Source organism: Blautia hominis, from assembly GCA_002270465.1.
Lineage (GTDB): Bacteria > Bacillota > Clostridia > Lachnospirales > Lachnospiraceae > Blautia > Blautia hominis.
On the sequence record NQOF01000003.1, the window covers coordinates 155,555 to 171,810 of the forward strand.

Sequence of the window (16,256 nt, forward strand, 5' to 3'; positions counted from 1 at the left end):
CAGGCTGTGCGGGAGCCTTTTTATGCGGCAGAGAAGAGTATGGAGGGTGCAGTTCTGTAAAACTGCCGGTTTTTCTTCTGCTTTGGTCATTTTTTGCTGGCTGGGTTTACAAAAAACCTGGCATTTGATACAAAAACCCGAAACAAAAGTTGCTAAAATGATTGAAAATGCAAAAAAACGAATCGATTATGAGTAAAATAACCGTGGATATGATGGTATAATTGATGAAAACCGAGGGATAAAAGCCGAGGCGATTAGGCCGATTGACAATAGGAATCGGAGAAAAATCCTGGACAAGGGGGAATTTCTTATAAGAAAAGTCTGAGAGAGTCTGTAATGACCGAGGTTGTACGTTTTTCTTCAACAAGCCTTAATAATTTGACGAAGCCCAAGAAGCTATGATAAGCTAAAGAATAAGGTATTAGTTTAGGATGGAAACGAGGGCTTACAGATGAAGAAGAGAGAAAAAGAATATGTAGAATTCCGGTATTATGAGATTCCGCAGCGTGTGCCTCTGATCGCACTTATGGGGGAACGCTGGGTAACGAGGTATGGAAGTGATCCTATGCATTTCCATAACTATATGGAGATAGGCTACTGCTGTTATGGCGAGGGTGTTATGCACCTGGGAAAAGAGGACGTCAAATATGGGGAGGGAACTGTTACGGTCATCCCCAAGAATTTTCCCCATCACACAACGGGAAGGGACGAAGTCTTTGACAGCTGGGAGTATCTTTTTATAGACACGGAGCGTTTTTTAAAGACCGTATACGCGGAAAAACCTGTGTATGCAAATACGGTGCTGGAGCGGCTTCACAGCCGTATGTTTCTGACCAGCAGGGAAGAGGCACCGGAGATCGAGGCGCTTGTCCGTGTCATTCTGAATGAAATGCGGAACAGGGAAGAGTTTTATCTGGAGAGCGTGCAGGGATGCCTGCTCACATTGCTTCTCAAGATCGCCAGAATGAATCCGGTGGATAGTATGCCGGAGGCCAAGATCATAGATGACGGAAGTCTGAACAGTATTTTGGCGGTTCTGGACTACATAGAAAAGCATTATCAGGAAGAGATCAAGGTAGGACAGCTGGCACAGATATGCCATATGAGCGAGACACATTTCAGGAGGGTGTTCACAGAATTTATGAATACGTCTCCGGCAGAATATGTGAATCTGGTACGGATTGAACGGGCCTGTGAATTTCTTGCGAAATCAGACGAGCGTCTGGAGGACATTGCCGTTAAGGTTGGTTTCCAGGCATCAGCCACATTCATCCGTAACTTCAAGAAGATTGTGGGGACTGCTCCGCATCAGTGGAGGAGCACGGCAAGGGGAAAAGAAGACAACCCTTCCAACTATAATGTATCGGTGTTAAAAGGCTGGTAAGGCCCCCGGAAACGGGTAAATAAACAGGAAAACAGAAAATGGTTACTGTTCACTGCTGGCTAACTCGGGATTTTGCTGCGCAAAACACCTCGCGGGACAGTGGACTGTGAGCAGTAATAAAAAATGTACAAATTAGACAAATGAAATATTGACATACGCGGCGAGATGATGTAATATACATATATGCTGGACCGTGAAAAAACGGAAATGTGGTCATATTACACAAACAATCTGTCGAATAATAGGACCGTATGTACATTCATGAGTTTAAGGCTTAATAATTAAAGGGAGGTATTTGTGTTATGAGAAAAAAAATTGTTGCAGCTATGCTGGCTTCTATGATGGTTGTTTCACTTGCAGCCTGCGGAGGCGACAGCGGAAGCGGAACCACAGACGGCGGTGATACAAAAAAAGAAGAAACCACCGGAACAGATGACACTAAGAAAGATGATGCGGCAGGTGACGCTGTAGCAGCTACAGATGATGACAATACATTGACTGTATGGTGCTGGGACCCGAACTTCAACATCTACGCCATCAACAAAGCTGCTGAGATCTACGCAAAAGACCATGACGGATTTAATGTAAAAGTTACTGAGATCCAGTCAGATGATATTGAGACAAAACTGACAACAGCTATGTCAGCAGGCGATTTAAGTACCTTACCTGACATCTTCCTGATGCAGGATAACTCTTTCCAGAAATATGCTACCAACTACCCGGATATTTTCGTTGACCTGACGGACAAGGGTATTGACTTTACAGAGTTCTCAGAAGCTAAAGTAGCTTATTCCTCTTTAGATGGCAAGAACTACGGCGTTCCGTTTGATAACGGTGCTGCCATCGGCGCTTACAGAACAGACCTTCTGGAGCAGGCCGGATATACAGTAGCTGACTTCACAGATATCACATGGGATGATTTTATGGAGAAAGCTAAAGTTGTCAAAGAAAAAACAGGACAGCCTCTGCTGACACAGCAGGCAGGTGCTACGGACCTTATTATGATGATGATCCAGTCTGTGGGAGCTTCCTGCTTCACAGAAGACGGAAAAGCAAATGTTGTTGACAATGAAGCTGTTAAGAAAGCTGTAGAGATTTATTCTCAGATGGTAAAAGACGGCACATTAGTAGAAGTAACAGACTGGGATCAGTATGTAGCTTCTATCAACAACGGAACTGTTGCAGGCGTTATCAATGGATGCTGGATCATGGCTACCATTACAGCACAGGAAGATCAGTCCGGAAACTGGGCTATCACAAACCTGCCTAAGATGGAAGGTGTTGGCGATGCAAGCAACTACTCCAACAACGGCGGTTCCTCATGGGCAGTTACATCCAACTGTAAAAAACCAGACCTGGCTGTAGATTTCCTGAAATCCACATTCGGCGGAAGCACAGAATTCTATGATGACCTGATCTCCAAAGGCGCTCTGGCAACATGGGCACCGGCTGGTGAATCTGATGTTTACAATCAGGAAGTTCCGTTCTTCGGAAATGACAAAGTTTATGCTAAGATCGTAGATTTTGCTACCAAGACACCTTCCAACATTACCGGACCGTTCTACTATGACGCTCGTGATGCTATCGGTGTTGCACTTTCCCAGATCACACAGCAGGGTACAGATATCGGAACCGCACTTCAGGAAGCACAGGATACTGTAGACTTCACAATGGGCGGCTGATAAATAACAGACCCTGATTGGTTTTGATTTCTTAGAAATGAAAGGTCTGCTGCTGCTTATCAAAGGCGGCGGCGGACCTTTTTAATCGGATGCGGCAGTACGGGAAGCGCATCTGCTTACAACTAAATTCTAAAAAGGAGGGTGCATATTTATGAGTGGTCCTAATAAAAAAGGGATGTCTCTGGAAAAGAAACATAATGTGACCGGCTGGATATTCCTGATCCCGGCTACAGCATTGATCTGCTGGATGAGTTTTTATCCTATGATCAAAGCTTTCGTTATGTCTCTGCAGACAGGTATCGGTATTAATTTAACCTTCGGAGGAGCTGCGAACTACCTTCGTATTCTGAAAGACCCTACATTTAAACAGTGTCTGTTCAACACATTTTTCTATCTGATCATTCAGGTGCCGGTTATGCTGGTACTTGCATTGGCACTGGCTTCCATGCTGAACAACAAGCATCTGCGGTTCAAAGGATTGTTCCGTACAGCGATTTTCCTTCCCTGTGCAACGTCCCTTGTATCCTATGCTATGATCTTCCGTTCCATGTTTGCCAACGATGGCTTTATCAATACCGTTTTAAGAGGAATGGGAGCAGACCCCATCATGTGGTTTGCCAATGCATGGACAGCCAGAGCGGTTATCATCATCGCGCTGATCTGGAGATGGACAGGATACAATATGGTGTTCTATCTGTCAGGCCTGCAGAACATTGAGTACTCTGTTTATGAGGCTGCTAAGATTGACGGCGCTTCACCGATCCAGTCTTTCTTCAAGATTACAGTACCGCTTTTAAAACCAACGATTCTTCTGACAACCATCATGTCCACAAACGGAACCCTGCAGTTGTTTGATGAGTCCCTGAACCTGACCAACGGCGGACCGGGTAAATCAACCATGACTCTGTCCCACTACATATACAATACATCCTTTGTACAGAGCCCGAATTTCGGCTATGCGGCTGCAATGTCTATCATTGTACTGATCATGGTTGCAATTCTGGCAGTTATCCAGATGAAAGTAGGTGATGAGCGATGAATAAAGGCCAAAAAATATTTCAGTATGTATTCCTGACGATCGTTTCACTGTTCTCTGTATTTCCGTTGTACTACATGTTCTGCGGAGCAACAAACAAAAGTACAGATGTAGTTGCGGGCAAGCTGATCCCCGGCGGATATATAGTATCCAATTTCAAGGCCCTGCTGGCGAACCAGGATTTGGCAAGAGCTATGTGGAACTCCTTCAGAAATGCGGTTATTCTCACCGCTCTGGCCCTTCTGGTATGTTCTATTGCAGGATACGGTTTTGAGATCTATCATGACAAAGGCAAGGATGTTGTAATGACACTCCTTCTGACAGCTATGATGATTCCTTTCGCAGCTATCATGATCCCTTTGTTCAAGATGTTTTCCACTTTAAAAATGGTCAACAGTATGGCAGCATTCATGCTTCCTACCATCTCGACCCCGTTTTTGATCATGTTGTTCAGGCAAAGTGCCCGTTCGTTCCCGCATGATATTATTGAGGCGGCCCGCCTTGATGGTTTGAGCGAAACCGGAATCTTTTTCCGTATGTTCTTCCCGACCATGCGTTCCACGTATGCGGCAGCCATGACCATCACTTTCATGAATGCATGGAATAACTACCTGTGGCCAAAGGTAATCTTACAGACAGACGATTCCATTACCATGCCTATGCTGGTAGCCAACCTGTTGGGCGGCTATACCGTTGATTACGGTATGCTGATGCTGGGTGTTCTGATCTGTACATTGCCTACCGCAATTGTATTCTTCTGTCTGCAGAAGAGCTTTGCAGAAGGTATCACAGGTGCTGTTAAATAAAAAAGAGGCAGTAGCCGGTGCAGCCGGGCTGTTGAAAATAGGGTGACTGTTGGTGATCTTCACAGTTACAAAATATGTACTATACAGGCGGATATTTTATTAACATGAGATATCCGCCTGATTTTTAATCATACGGCAGGTGAAAGGCGTACATCTATCTGCCGTCCATAAACAGGAGGTAAACATGAAAACATTTCAGTACGAGAAAGTGAAAGACCCCACCTGGTTCCGGGAAAACAGGGTCAATGCCCATTCGGACCACAGATATTATGGTTCCATGGAGGAAATGGAGCAGAAGCAGGACAATTTCAGGTATAGCCTGAACGGTCTGTGGAAATTCCACTATGCCAATAATTACCGCAGCACGGTTCCAGGGTTTGCGTCCATGGATTACTGCTGCAGGTCCTGGGATGACATCCGCGTGCCGGCCCATATCCAGATGGAGGGATATGACTGCCCCCAGTATGCCAATGTGCAGTATCCCTGGGAGGGCTGGGAGGAGTTGGAACCCGGGGAGATCCCAACACGGTTTAACCCTGTGGCAAGTTATGTGAAATATTTTGAAGTGCCGGAAAATATGAAAGGCAAACGTGTTTTCATCTCTTTCCAGGGTGCGGAAAGCAGCATTGCAGTCTGGCTGAACGGCAGTTATGTGGGATACAGTGAAGACACCTTTACCCCATCCGAATTTGAGCTGACCCCCTATCTCAGGGAAGGGGAAAATAAACTGGCGGCCCAGGTTTTCAAATTTACCAGCAGCAGTTGGTGCGAGGACCAGGATTTCTTCCGTTTTTCCGGTATCTACAGGGATGTATATCTGTATGCCATACCGGAGGTGCATGTGGAGGATATGAGGATCCGTACACTGCTGGATGATACATTCACAAAGGCAGATTTAGAGATCGTGTTGAAATCTACGGCGGAAGGGAAAGCGAAGATCACCCTCTCCAAGGACGATCAGACATGGATGACAGAGGAATGTGCGCTGGGCGGCGAGACAGAACTGGTGATGAAAGTGGAAAACCCGGAACTTTGGAGCGCAGAAGAGCCGGTGCTTTATGACCTGCTTTTCCAGATCATGGACAAAGAAGGAAACGTAACAGAGGTGATTCCCTACAGAGTAGGTTTCCGAAGATTTGAGATGAAAGACAATATCATGATGCTGAACGGTAAAAGAGTGGTGTTCAAAGGGGTGAACCGCCATGAATTCAGCTCAGTAAGCGGCCGCCATGTATCAAGGGAAGAGCTGATAAAGGATATTGTGACCATGAAGAGGAACAATATCAATGCCGTCCGCACCTGCCATTACCCGGACGGCTCAGATATCTATGATCTATGTGACGAATACGGACTTTACATGATCGCGGAGAACAATCTGGAGTCCCACGGCTCCTGGGATTCCCAGGCAGAGAAAAAGGCGCCTGACCTCAATAAGGTAGTGCCCTGTGACCATCCCGAATGGCTGGACATGATGCTGGACCGTGTAAATTCCATGTATCAGAGGGACAAAAACCATCCGGCAATTCTTATCTGGTCCTGCGGCAACGAATCCTTCGGCGGAAAAGATATCTATGAGATGTCAGAGTTCTACCGCAGGGAGGATCCCACAAGGCTGGTACACTATGAAGGTGTGTTCTGGGACCGCAGATATAACGGGTCCAGCGATATGGAAAGCCAGATGTATCCTTCTGTGGAAAGTATCAAGGCCTTCCTGGAGAAAGACAGGAGCAAACCTTTTATCTGCTGTGAATATACCCATGCCATGGGCAATTCCTGCGGTGCTATGCATAAATACACGGATCTGACGGATACGGAACCTTTATATCAGGGCGGATTTATCTGGGATTACATTGACCAGTCCATTTATAAAAAAGACCGTTACGGAAAAGAGTTTTTGGCTTATGGCGGAGACTTTGATGACCGTCCCTGTGATTATAACTTCAGCGGCAACGGTATTGCCTACGGCGGAGACCGGGAACCTTCACCAAAGATGCAGGAAGTAAAATTCAATTACCAGAATATCACGGCAGTGGTGGAGAAGGACAAGGTGCGGGTGATCAACAAAAATCTGTTTGTGAATACAGACAGCTTTGACTGCGTCGTATCGGTGGAAAAGAATGGGCACCTGATAACAGAATCCTGTCTGGAAACACACACGGCGCCTCTTTCTGAGGATGTGTATGAACTGCCGGTCCGTGTTCAGACTTTGCCGGGAGAGTATGCGGTCACGGTTTCCTTCCGCCTGAAAGAGGATACCCTGTGGGCAAAGAGAGGACACGAGGTTGCCTTCGGACAAGGGGTGTATCAGACAGAGGGACCTGCTGTATCGCATAAAGGAAAGATGGAGATCGTAAAGAGTGTACATAATATTGGGATCCATGGCGATGGTTTCCGTGTTCTCTTCTCCTATCTGAACGGCGGACTTGTTTCATATGTGTACGGCGGTGTGGAAATGATCAAGGCCATCCCAAAACCAAACTTCTGGAGAGCGCCTACAGATAATGACTGCGGCAATCTGATGCCCATGCGCTACGGGCAGTGGAAACTGGCAAGCATGTATTTGAACCACAAAGATCCTCAGGGTGGATACCGCATACCGAAACTGGAAGTTTTGGATGACTGCGCGGTGATTACTTACACCTATTTTATGCCGTCCCTTCCTTCTGCGGAGTGCAGCCTTACTTATAAGGTGTTTGGTGACGGGACCATTGAGACCACACTTACTTATGATCCGGTGAAGGAACTGGGTGATATGCCGGAATTTGGTGTCATGTTCAAATTTGATGCGGATCATGACCATGTGACATGGTACGGCATGGGACCGGAGGAGACCTATGTTGACCGCTGCCAGGGCGCGAAGCTCGGTATTTACAGTAACAAAGTGGCGGACAATATGGCAGAGTATCTGGTTCCCCAGGAATGCGGTAATAAGGTAGGTGTCCGCTGGGCCAGTGTTACAGACAGAAAAGGCAGGGGAATGCTGTTTACGGGAGATAAAATGGAATTCTCCGCGCTTCCGTATACACCTCATGAGATTGAGAATGCCATGCATTCTTTTGAGCTTCCCAATGTGCACTACACCGTTGTCAGAGTGTCTGCAAAACAGATGGGAATAGCAGGGGATGACAGCTGGGGTTCCAAGACCCATCCGGAATATCTTCTGAACACAGAAGGAAAAATGGAATTCACATTTAGCTTTAAAGGGATATAAGAATACAAAACAGTTTAAAACAGGGCCGGTCTTCTAAAGTCCGGCCCCTTGGAGGACAGATATGGGTAAAGACGTAAATTTCGGCAAAATGATCCACGGGGGAGACTACAATCCGGAACAGTGGCTGGATTCCCCGGACATCCTTAGGAAGGATATAGAGTATTTTAAAAAGGCCAAGATCAATGAAGTTTCTCTGGGGATTTTCTCCTGGGCAGTTCTGGAACCACGTGAAGGGGAATACAACTTCGGATGGATGGAAGAGATGATCGACCGTCTGTATGAAAACGGCATTTCCACGATCCTGGCAACTCCGTCCGGTGCCCGTCCAAAATGGATGAGCGACAAATATCCGGAAGTTCTTCGGGTGGAGGCTGACAGGCACAGAAATCTGTTCGGCGGCAGACATAACCACTGCTATACATCTCCTGTATACAGGGAAAAGGTGCGGCAGATGAATATGGCGCTGTCTGAAAAATTCGGAAAGCATCCCGGTGTTATCGGATGGCATCTTTCAAATGAGTACGGCGGCGAGTGTCACTGCCCCCTCTGCCAGGAAGAATTCCGCAGGTGGCTGAAGGAGAAATACGGCACCATTGATGCGCTGAATAAAGCCTGGGCCACAACTTTCTGGAGCCATATCTACAATGATTTTTCCCAGGTGGAAAGCCCGTCTCCCAGAGGAGAGTCAGGCCTACACGGATTAAATCTGGACTGGAAGCGTTTTGTCACGGACAGGACCGTAGATTTTGTGCGGCATGAGGCACAGGCAGTGAAGGACGGCGGCTCAGACCTTCCGGTGATGATCAACATGATGTACAACTTCGGAGGTTTAAATTACCATAAATTCCAAGACGTGGTGGATATCGTCACATGGGATAACTATCCCACATGGCACAAAGGACCGGAGTCCCATACGGCTATGGATACAGGAATGCAGCATGATATCATGAGGAGTATCCTGAAAAAACCCTTCCTTCTCATGGAGTCATGTCCGTCAGCCACAAACTGGCAGAGTGTAAGCAAGCTGAAAAAGCCGGGTATGCTGCGGGCAGCTTCCCTCCAGGCCGTCGCACACGGTTCGGACAGTGTGCAGTATTTCCAGCTCCGCCAGAGCCGAGGCTCCAGCGAGAAATTCCACGGTGCTGTCATTGACCATTACGGCGGGGATGACACCAGAGTATTCGGTGAAGTGACAGAAGTGGGAGCGGCTTTGGATGCCCTGCGTGAGATGGCGGGAAGCCGTACCAATTCACAGGCAGCGGTTATCTATGACTGGGAAAACCGCTGGGCTATGGAGGACGCAGCCGGTCCGAGAAATAAAAACCTGTATTATAAAGAGGCGGTGGAGAAGTCTTACTATGCCTTCCGCAAGCAGGGGCTTGATGTGGATGTCATTGACATGGAGCAGGAGTTGGACGGCTACAAGATCGTAGCAGCCCCAATGCTGTATATGTTCAGAGCCGGATTTGAGGAGAAGGCACAGAACTTTGTGAAGGCAGGCGGAAAGCTGATCCTCACATACTGGTCAGGTATTGTGGATGATACAGACCTCTGTTTCCTGGGTGGTACGCCTCACGGTCTGATGGATGTGTGCGGTCTGCGCAGCACGGAGATAGACGGACTGTATGACGGAGAGACCAACTGTGGCGTTCCGGTGGAAGGAAATGCGCTGAACATGACAAAGACATATACATGTGAGCATCTCTGTGACCTGGTAAGGACAAACGGGGCGGAAGTTCTCATGACCTACGGAAAAGATTTTTATGCCAAAATGCCTGCCCTGACCTGTAATACTTACGGCGAAGGAAAAGCGTATTATGTGTGTGCGGATTTTGAGCAGGGCTTTTACGACGAGTTATACAGAAAGCTGGTAAAAGAGGCCGGGATCAAACGGTACATCCATCACATACCCACCGGAATTGAAGTGACATCCAGGGAGACAGAGGATGCGTATTACCTGATCGTGCAGAATTTCAATCCGGGAAGTACAGAGGTGCGCCTGCCCAAGGGACCGTTTGTGGTTTGGTATGGGGAATATGACGGTACGGTAAAAGGTTTTGATATGGTGGTCCTTAAAAAAAGTAAATAGACATAGAAAGTCTGGAATGTTATAATAAAAAACAGTTAAAAAGCTGCCAGTAAATGAATATGAGAGTACGGAAAAAGCGGACAAAGAGGTCATATTGACACTTTGCCCGCTTTTTTAAAGACAAGAAGGAAAACAATAGGAACAGATATAAGGAGCGTTATTTTGCAATGACGGATCTTTTTGCCGGGGATATCTATCTGCCATCGCTGCGGAAATTATCGGATACCTGGGCCGAAGAGGCTTTGCAGGATTTGGAGGGTTTTATAGAAGAGCAGGGGGGGTATATCCGGCAGCAGCAGAAAAAGGAATTTGCAGGTACACATTGACTTTTTATTCTGAGGCTGTATAATTTTTTAAGTACATACCGACGGATCTTAAAGCACAGAGACAGAAGGAGGAGTTATGAAGTATCTGAGACAATTCTGTATTATTTTACTGTTATCATTTTTAGGAGAAGGGCTGCATATCATCCTGCCGCTTCCCGTGCCTGCCAGTGTTTACGGCCTGGTCCTGATGCTGGCTGCGCTTCAGACAGGTATCTTAAAAACACATCAGGTGAGGGAAACGGCGGGATTTTTGATTGAGATCATGCCTGTGATGTTCATACCTGCCGCGGCAGGACTGCTGAACGCATGGGGAGTGCTGAAGCCTGTATTCGTTCCGGTTGCGGTTATCACTGCCGTTACCACAGTTTTTGTCATGGCGGTCACCGGGCTTGTGACCCAGGGGATCATACGGAAGGGGAGAAAGAAAAATGAAAGCATTGCTGAGTGATTCTGTTTTCTGGGGAGCAGTTTTAAGTCTTTTGGGATATGAGGTGGGGCTGCTTCTGAAACGGAAATTTAAGATGGCAGTTTTTAATCCGCTGCTGATAGGTGTGATCTGTGTGATTGGCGTGCTGGCAGTGGGGCATATTGATTACGACAGTTACTATGAGGGCGGCAAATATATCAGTTACCTCTTGACTCCGGCCACAGTCTGTCTGGCCGTGCCCCTGTATGAACAGATGGGACTTTTAAGGAAGAATCTGAAAGCAGTGGCAGCGGGGCTTATATCCGGTGTGCTTGCCAGCCTTGTCAGTGTCTTTCTGCTGGCAAAGCTTTTCGGACTGGATCATGCCCAGTATGTGACACTGCTTCCAAAGTCCATCACAACAGCCATCGGCATGGGGGTATCTGAAGAGCTGGGCGGAATTGTCACAATTACGGTGGCAGTTATCATTATTACCGGAATTTTGGGCAACATGATAGGGGAAGTGGTATTTAAGATCTTTCGTATCCAGGAGCCTGTGGCAAAAGGTCTGTCCCTGGGAGCATCTTCCCATGCCATCGGAACGGCCAAAGCCATGGAACTCGGTCCGGTGGAAGGGGCCATGAGCAGTCTGGCTATTGCGGTAGCGGGTCTTTTGACTGTGATCGGTGCCTCAGTATTTGCAGGATTTATGTAGCAGAAGGGAGCGTTAGAGATGGAAAAGGGGATTATCACCATTGGAAGGCAGTACGGAAGCCAGGGAAAGGCAATAGGAAAAAAGCTTGCCAAGAAGCTTGGCTGTACCTTTTATGATAAAGAAGAACTTATCAAGATCGCCAGAGGAAGAGATTACGAAGAAGTGAGGGCGTTTTATGAGGAACAGCCTGTGGACAGCCTGCTGTACGCCATTGCCATGAACAATGCGGAGAGGGAAATAGAAAAGATCCCCTTTGCACGTATCCGGGAATTGTGCGGTGTGGGCCCCTGCGTGCTCATTGGCCGGTGCGGCAGTGAAATCTTCAGGGGAGACCGGAATGCTGTGAGTATTTTCATTCATGGGGATATGGAAAAAAGAATTCAGTATGTGATGGAGACAGAAGGCCTGTCCAGGAACAGTGCCAGAAAGAAGATCAGCCGGACCGATGAGGCCAGGACATCCTTTCACAGATATTATACGCACAGGGAATGGGGGAGAGCCGAAGACTATGAATTATGCCTGGACAGCAGCATTCTGGGGACAGACAGATGTGTTGAGGCCATACTTGGATATCTTAAGATCCGGGAATTGATCTAAGCAGGCAGAAGGAGAAGAGATGAAAGAGCTGTTATCATTATTCTGGGTATTTGCCCGGATGGGTGCCGTTACTTTTGGGGGCGGTTATGCCATGCTTCCTATTATACAGCGTGAAGTGGTGGAAAAACGGGGATGGGCATCGGAGGAGGAGATTATGGATTATTATGCCATAGGCCAGTGCACGCCCGGGATCATTGCGGTCAATACATCCACATTTATCGGTTATAAGAGAAAAGGCGTGCTGGGAGGGATTGCGGCGACGCTTGGATTTGTATTTCCATCCCTTGTGATCATTACGGTTATCGCGGCGTTTCTGCGGAATTTTTCCCATATTGCTTTTGTGCGCCACGCATTTAACGGGATTCGGGCCTGCGTCTGTGCATTGATCCTGGATGCAGTGCTGAAACTGGGAAAGAGATCCATAGTTGATCTGAAATGCCTGGCGGTGTGCGCCGCAGTGCTTTTGCTGTCCATGTTTACTCCGGTATCTCCGGCAGTCCTTGTAGTGGGGGCAGGTGTGCTGGGGATTTTGCTGCGGCAGGGCATGAGAAGGGCAGGTGAGAGGGTATGATACTGCTCAGACTGTTCTATGAGTTTGCCAAGACAGGACTTTTTGCTGTGGGAGGAGGGCTTGCCATACTGCCCTTTTTGTATGCCATGTCAGAGAAGACGGGATGGTTTACCTATCAGGATGTGGCAGATATGATCGCTGTCTCTGAATCCACTCCCGGAGCCATGGGGGTAAATATGTCCACGTATGTGGGATTTACCACTGCGGGAGTGCCGGGGGCTGTTTTAGGGTCTTTGGGATTGATATTCCCGTCAATTGTGATTATCATAGTAATAAGTAAAGTGCTCCAGAAATTCAAGGATTCCAGGATCGTGCAGGATGCTTTCTATGGCCTGCGTCCCGCATCCACGGGACTCATTGCGTCGGCAGGGCTTGGGGTTGCAGGGACTGCGCTTTTGAATGTGGAGGTTTATGCTGCAGGGGGGGACCTGGGGCAGATCTTGAGAGTTCCGCCCATTCTTCTGGCTGCCGCAGTGTTTCTGGCAATGAGAAGGTGGAAGCTTCACCCTGCTGCTTACATTGGGATAGCGGCTGCTGCCGGGATATTGTTTCAATTATGATACGTGGTGTCCGGTCAGCAGAGAAATACGGGCAGGACGCAGCGTTAGATGGTGTATAAAGGGGAGGATTTGTATGGCTTTTTTTGAAAAACCGCTGACCGGAAAAGAAATTTTTTCTATTCCGAATATCATGGGATACTTCCGGATCCTTTTGATTCCGGTGTATGTACTTCTGTATTATCACGCGGAGTCGGTGAGGGAGTATTACATAGCTGCTGTGCTGGTGGGGATCTCCGGGATCACGGATATGCTGGACGGCAAAGTGGCGAGGCATTTTAACATGATCACAGAGCTTGGCAAAGCGTTGGATCCGGTGGCGGACAAGCTGACTTTGGGGGCTATGATCCTCTGCCTGGCTTTCCGGTATGAAAACATGCGCTGGCTGGTGGGATTGTTTGTCCTGAAAGAGGGATTTATGGGGATTATGGGGCTTCTCCTGTCCCATTACCGGGGCAGGAAGCTGGATGGGGCTAAATGGTTTGGAAAGGTCTGTACTGCATTTTCTTATGTGGTAATGTTCGTGCTGTTTTTCTTCCTGCGGCTGCCGCTCTCTCTGGTAAATGGCCTGATCGTATGCTGCGGCGTCCTCATGGCCGTGACCTGGGTGCTGTATGTACCGGTGTTTGTGAAGATGTGGAAAGAAAAATAACTGGCTTATTGAAAATATTTAAATTTTTTGATAAAATATTTATATGTAGTTTTTGATAAGTGTTATCTCCCGCCTCTGTAGGCGGAGAGGTAAGCTGCACCCGTACTCTGTGTAATTACCGGGCATGGATTGAAACATATAAAGGGATAGGTCAGTTATGAAAGTAAGTATAAAAGATATCAGTGAACGCACAGGATTCTCGCCTGCTACGGTTTCCAATGCACTGAACCACAAAAAAGGGGTCAATGCAGATACGGCAGCCGAGATTTTCCGTGTGGCGAAAGAGATGGGGTACATCAGTGAATCGCGTATCGGAAAAATCAAATTCGTTATCTTCAAAAGAAATGGTTTGATTCTGGATGATACGCCTTTTTTTTCACTTCTGATCGACGGGATCGAAAAAGAGTGCCGGGCTTCCGGCATGGAGATGGTGCTGTGTCATCTGAATTATGAGGATGAGGACTATGAGGAGCAGGTGAATTGGCTGATCCATGATAATTCCTCCGCGGTGATCATGCTGGGCACAGAACTGATGGAGGAGGATGTGGCTCTGTATAAGAATGCATCTTGCCCGTTTCTGATGCTGGATTACTGGAGCTGGGATATGAGCTTTAACGGTGTATTGATCAACAATGCGGATTCTGCCCGTATGGCAACAGAATATCTCCTGAGAAAAGGCCACAGGAAAATAGGGTATCTGAGAGGAGAATTCCGGATCAAAGCTTTTCGTTCCCGGGCAGTGGGATATGCCACTGCTTTGAATAAGTGCGGAATCGTACCGGAAAAGAAATATACGGTTACACTGTCCACCACCATCAATGGAGCCTATGAGGACATGAGGACATATCTTGAGACAAAACCGGAGCTCCCCACCGCTTTTTTTGCGGATAATGATATGGTTGCCCTTGGGGCGATCAGGGCTCTGCAGGAAAAGGGATATGAGGTGCCCGGAGATATTTCCGTGGTGGGATTTGATGACCTGCCATTCTGTGAGATCGCCAATCCGCCTTTGACCACACTCCGTGTTCCGAAACAGGAGATGGGGCGGGTGGCAGTCAGAAGGATCCTGGAAGTGATCAACGGAACTGATAAGATCAAAACAAAGACCCAGGTCTGCACTATTTTTGTGGAGCGGGACAGTGTAAAGGATTTGAAAGGCAGAAACGGCGGTGACGGCAATGAAGGTTAAGTCAAAAGAGGTGGCGGAGGCCCTGGGTGTGTCCACTGCTACGGTGTCCCTTGCCATCAACGGAAAACCGGGGGTAAATGAGGAGACAAGAAAGCGGATCCTGGAATACATCAGCGGACAGCAGGGGAAAGATGTGACGAAAGGCACCTTTGTGAAACTGATCATTTTTGAAAACTCTCCCCGGGTGTTGTCTGGGGGGATGGGGTCCTTTTTCAGGATCACTTATGTGGAAAGCGTGGAGCGTCTCCAGAAGGATAGATTGGAAGTCCGGCTTGTCTATGCGTACGGCAACGAGGAGCTGAAAGAGGCTCTGTTGAAAAGCAATTCGGACGGCACAAGGGGGATACTGCTGCGGGCAGATGAATTCGGGAAAAACGATTACGAGCTGCTTTCTTTGTGCAGGATTCCCATTGTCATGAGTGACTGCGATCCCAGGGAGTCTGACTGGAATACTGTGAATTTTAATAACCGGCAGGCTGTTTTTAGAGGGATGGATTATCTGAAAGCACATGGATGCAGAAGGATCGTCTATTTTCAAAATAAGGAGACTATCTACAATTTCCGGGCAAGGAGAGAAGCCTTTTGGGAATATCTGTGCAGGGACCCGGGGATTGAGGGGAGTTTTTGGGAGACGGGAAATGAGAGGGAAGAGATCGAAGAGAGGGCAGCAAAATACATGAAGAGCTGTGAGGTACTGCCGGACGCGGTATTTCTTGAGAATTTTCTGGTATCCGTGGGGACAGCCCAGTCACTGATGAAACTGGGAATATCCGTGCCGGATGAGATTTCCCTATTGGGTATTGACGCCATTCCGGATACGGTACTTTTACCTTATAAACTGACTCATTTTGAAGTGCCTCATAAAAAGAGAAGCGTGCTGATGGCAGAACTTCTGCTGGAGTTAATGGGCCGGGGGGATGAGGGGTATGGACGCGTTGTTCTGGTGAATGAAAAAATGGTGGTGGGGAATAGTGTGAAAATGTAAAGGAGCATGCGGGGAAAGTGAAGGGCGGCCGGGATACTATGCCGTAGATG

Annotated in this window: 16 protein-coding genes; all 16 read left to right on the top strand. The window is 47.7% G+C overall.

Features of this window, described 5'->3' with window-relative positions; all coding sequences use genetic code 11:
* Window positions 1-22 precede the first annotated feature (22 nt).
* The 16 genes from CI595_RS26050 (at window position 23) to CI595_RS11495 (ending at window position 16,206) form a co-directional block, all read left to right on the top strand.
* Window positions 23-196, top strand: a complete 174-nt coding sequence (locus CI595_RS26050; RefSeq protein WP_156087467.1) for a hypothetical protein — start codon at window positions 23-25, stop codon at window positions 194-196.
* Window positions 197-451: 255 nt separating this feature from the next.
* On the top strand, window positions 452-1,384 hold the full coding sequence (locus CI595_RS11430; protein ID WP_095173396.1) for an AraC family transcriptional regulator: 933 nt from the start codon (window positions 452-454) through the stop codon (window positions 1,382-1,384).
* 302 nt (window positions 1,385-1,686) lie between these two features.
* A complete protein-coding gene (locus tag CI595_RS11435) occupies window positions 1,687-3,066 on the top strand; it encodes an ABC transporter substrate-binding protein (RefSeq protein ID WP_095173397.1) in 1,380 nt (459 codons plus the stop codon).
* Window positions 3,067-3,217: 151 nt separating this feature from the next.
* Window positions 3,218-4,105 carry a carbohydrate ABC transporter permease gene (locus tag CI595_RS11440; RefSeq protein WP_095173398.1) on the top strand — a complete coding sequence of 296 codons (888 nt, stop codon included), beginning with the start codon at window positions 3,218-3,220 and terminating at the stop codon, window positions 4,103-4,105.
* Window positions 4,102-4,908, top strand: a complete 807-nt coding sequence (locus tag CI595_RS11445; RefSeq protein WP_095173399.1) for a carbohydrate ABC transporter permease — start codon at window positions 4,102-4,104, stop codon at window positions 4,906-4,908. Before CI595_RS11440 ends, CI595_RS11445 begins: the two co-directional genes overlap by 4 nt.
* A 184-nt stretch (window positions 4,909-5,092) precedes the next feature.
* Window positions 5,093-8,119: a beta-galactosidase, LacZ type gene (locus tag CI595_RS11450; protein WP_095173400.1), complete on the top strand. Its 3,027-nt coding sequence runs from the start codon at window positions 5,093-5,095 to the stop codon at window positions 8,117-8,119.
* Window positions 8,120-8,180: 61 nt separating this feature from the next.
* Entirely contained in the window at window positions 8,181-10,208 is a 2,028-nt protein-coding gene (locus CI595_RS11455; protein WP_095173401.1) for a beta-galactosidase, read from the top strand.
* Window positions 10,209-10,375: 167 nt separating this feature from the next.
* Window positions 10,376-10,534 (top strand): hypothetical protein, encoded by a 159-nt coding sequence (locus tag CI595_RS26055; RefSeq protein WP_156087468.1) that lies wholly within the window; start codon window positions 10,376-10,378, stop codon window positions 10,532-10,534.
* A 76-nt stretch (window positions 10,535-10,610) separates the two neighbouring features.
* Window positions 10,611-10,982: a CidA/LrgA family protein gene (locus tag CI595_RS11460; protein ID WP_095173402.1), complete on the top strand. Its 372-nt coding sequence runs from the start codon at window positions 10,611-10,613 to the stop codon at window positions 10,980-10,982.
* The gene (locus tag CI595_RS11465) at window positions 10,963-11,655 is read left to right on the top strand and encodes an LrgB family protein (protein ID WP_095173403.1); all 693 of its coding nucleotides are present in this window, start codon (window positions 10,963-10,965) and stop codon (window positions 11,653-11,655) included. The genes CI595_RS11460 and CI595_RS11465 overlap by 20 nt, the downstream gene beginning before the upstream one ends.
* A gap of 18 nt (window positions 11,656-11,673) precedes the next feature.
* The gene (locus tag CI595_RS11470) at window positions 11,674-12,252 is read left to right on the top strand and encodes a cytidylate kinase-like family protein (RefSeq protein ID WP_095173404.1); all 579 of its coding nucleotides are present in this window, start codon (window positions 11,674-11,676) and stop codon (window positions 12,250-12,252) included.
* Between the two features lie 19 nt (window positions 12,253-12,271).
* Window positions 12,272-12,823 (top strand): chromate transporter, encoded by a 552-nt coding sequence (locus tag CI595_RS11475; RefSeq protein WP_095173405.1) that lies wholly within the window; start codon window positions 12,272-12,274, stop codon window positions 12,821-12,823.
* Window positions 12,820-13,383, top strand: coding sequence for a chromate transporter (locus tag CI595_RS11480; RefSeq protein WP_095173406.1), 564 nt, complete (start codon window positions 12,820-12,822; stop codon window positions 13,381-13,383). Before CI595_RS11475 ends, CI595_RS11480 begins: the two co-directional genes overlap by 4 nt.
* A 73-nt stretch (window positions 13,384-13,456) precedes the next feature.
* A complete protein-coding gene (locus CI595_RS11485; protein WP_095173407.1) occupies window positions 13,457-14,032 on the top strand; it encodes a CDP-alcohol phosphatidyltransferase family protein in 576 nt (191 codons plus the stop codon).
* 157 nt (window positions 14,033-14,189) lie between these two features.
* Window positions 14,190-15,221 (top strand): LacI family DNA-binding transcriptional regulator, encoded by a 1,032-nt coding sequence (locus CI595_RS11490; RefSeq protein ID WP_095173408.1) that lies wholly within the window; start codon window positions 14,190-14,192, stop codon window positions 15,219-15,221.
* A complete protein-coding gene (locus CI595_RS11495; protein WP_095173409.1) occupies window positions 15,211-16,206 on the top strand; it encodes a LacI family DNA-binding transcriptional regulator in 996 nt (331 codons plus the stop codon). Before CI595_RS11490 ends, CI595_RS11495 begins: the two co-directional genes overlap by 11 nt.
* The last annotated feature ends 50 nt before the right edge of the window (window positions 16,207-16,256 follow it).

Bases quoted from the DNA above. Each gene is read 5' to 3' on its own strand.
- CI595_RS11470 (WP_095173404.1), top strand. From the start codon at position 11,674: ATGGAAAAGGGGATTATCACCATTGGAAGGCAGTACGGAAGCCAGGGA.
- CI595_RS11440 (WP_095173398.1), top strand. From the start codon at position 3,218: ATGAGTGGTCCTAATAAAAAAGGGATGTCTCTGGAAAAGAAACATAAT.
- CI595_RS11475 (WP_095173405.1), top strand. From the start codon at position 12,272: ATGAAAGAGCTGTTATCATTATTCTGGGTATTTGCCCGGATGGGTGCC.
- CI595_RS11455 (WP_095173401.1), top strand. From the start codon at position 8,181: ATGGGTAAAGACGTAAATTTCGGCAAAATGATCCACGGGGGAGACTAC.
- CI595_RS11450 (WP_095173400.1), top strand. From the start codon at position 5,093: ATGAAAACATTTCAGTACGAGAAAGTGAAAGACCCCACCTGGTTCCGG.
- CI595_RS11460 (WP_095173402.1), top strand. From the start codon at position 10,611: ATGAAGTATCTGAGACAATTCTGTATTATTTTACTGTTATCATTTTTA.
- CI595_RS11495 (WP_095173409.1), top strand. From the start codon at position 15,211: ATGAAGGTTAAGTCAAAAGAGGTGGCGGAGGCCCTGGGTGTGTCCACT.
- CI595_RS26050 (WP_156087467.1), top strand. From the start codon at position 23: ATGCGGCAGAGAAGAGTATGGAGGGTGCAGTTCTGTAAAACTGCCGGT.
- CI595_RS11430 (WP_095173396.1), top strand. From the start codon at position 452: ATGAAGAAGAGAGAAAAAGAATATGTAGAATTCCGGTATTATGAGATT.
- CI595_RS11485 (WP_095173407.1), top strand. From the start codon at position 13,457: ATGGCTTTTTTTGAAAAACCGCTGACCGGAAAAGAAATTTTTTCTATT.
- CI595_RS26055 (WP_156087468.1), top strand. From the start codon at position 10,376: ATGACGGATCTTTTTGCCGGGGATATCTATCTGCCATCGCTGCGGAAA.
- CI595_RS11435 (WP_095173397.1), top strand. From the start codon at position 1,687: ATGAGAAAAAAAATTGTTGCAGCTATGCTGGCTTCTATGATGGTTGTT.
- CI595_RS11480 (WP_095173406.1), top strand. From the start codon at position 12,820: ATGATACTGCTCAGACTGTTCTATGAGTTTGCCAAGACAGGACTTTTT.
- CI595_RS11465 (WP_095173403.1), top strand. From the start codon at position 10,963: ATGAAAGCATTGCTGAGTGATTCTGTTTTCTGGGGAGCAGTTTTAAGT.
- CI595_RS11445 (WP_095173399.1), top strand. From the start codon at position 4,102: ATGAATAAAGGCCAAAAAATATTTCAGTATGTATTCCTGACGATCGTT.
- CI595_RS11490 (WP_095173408.1), top strand. From the start codon at position 14,190: ATGAAAGTAAGTATAAAAGATATCAGTGAACGCACAGGATTCTCGCCT.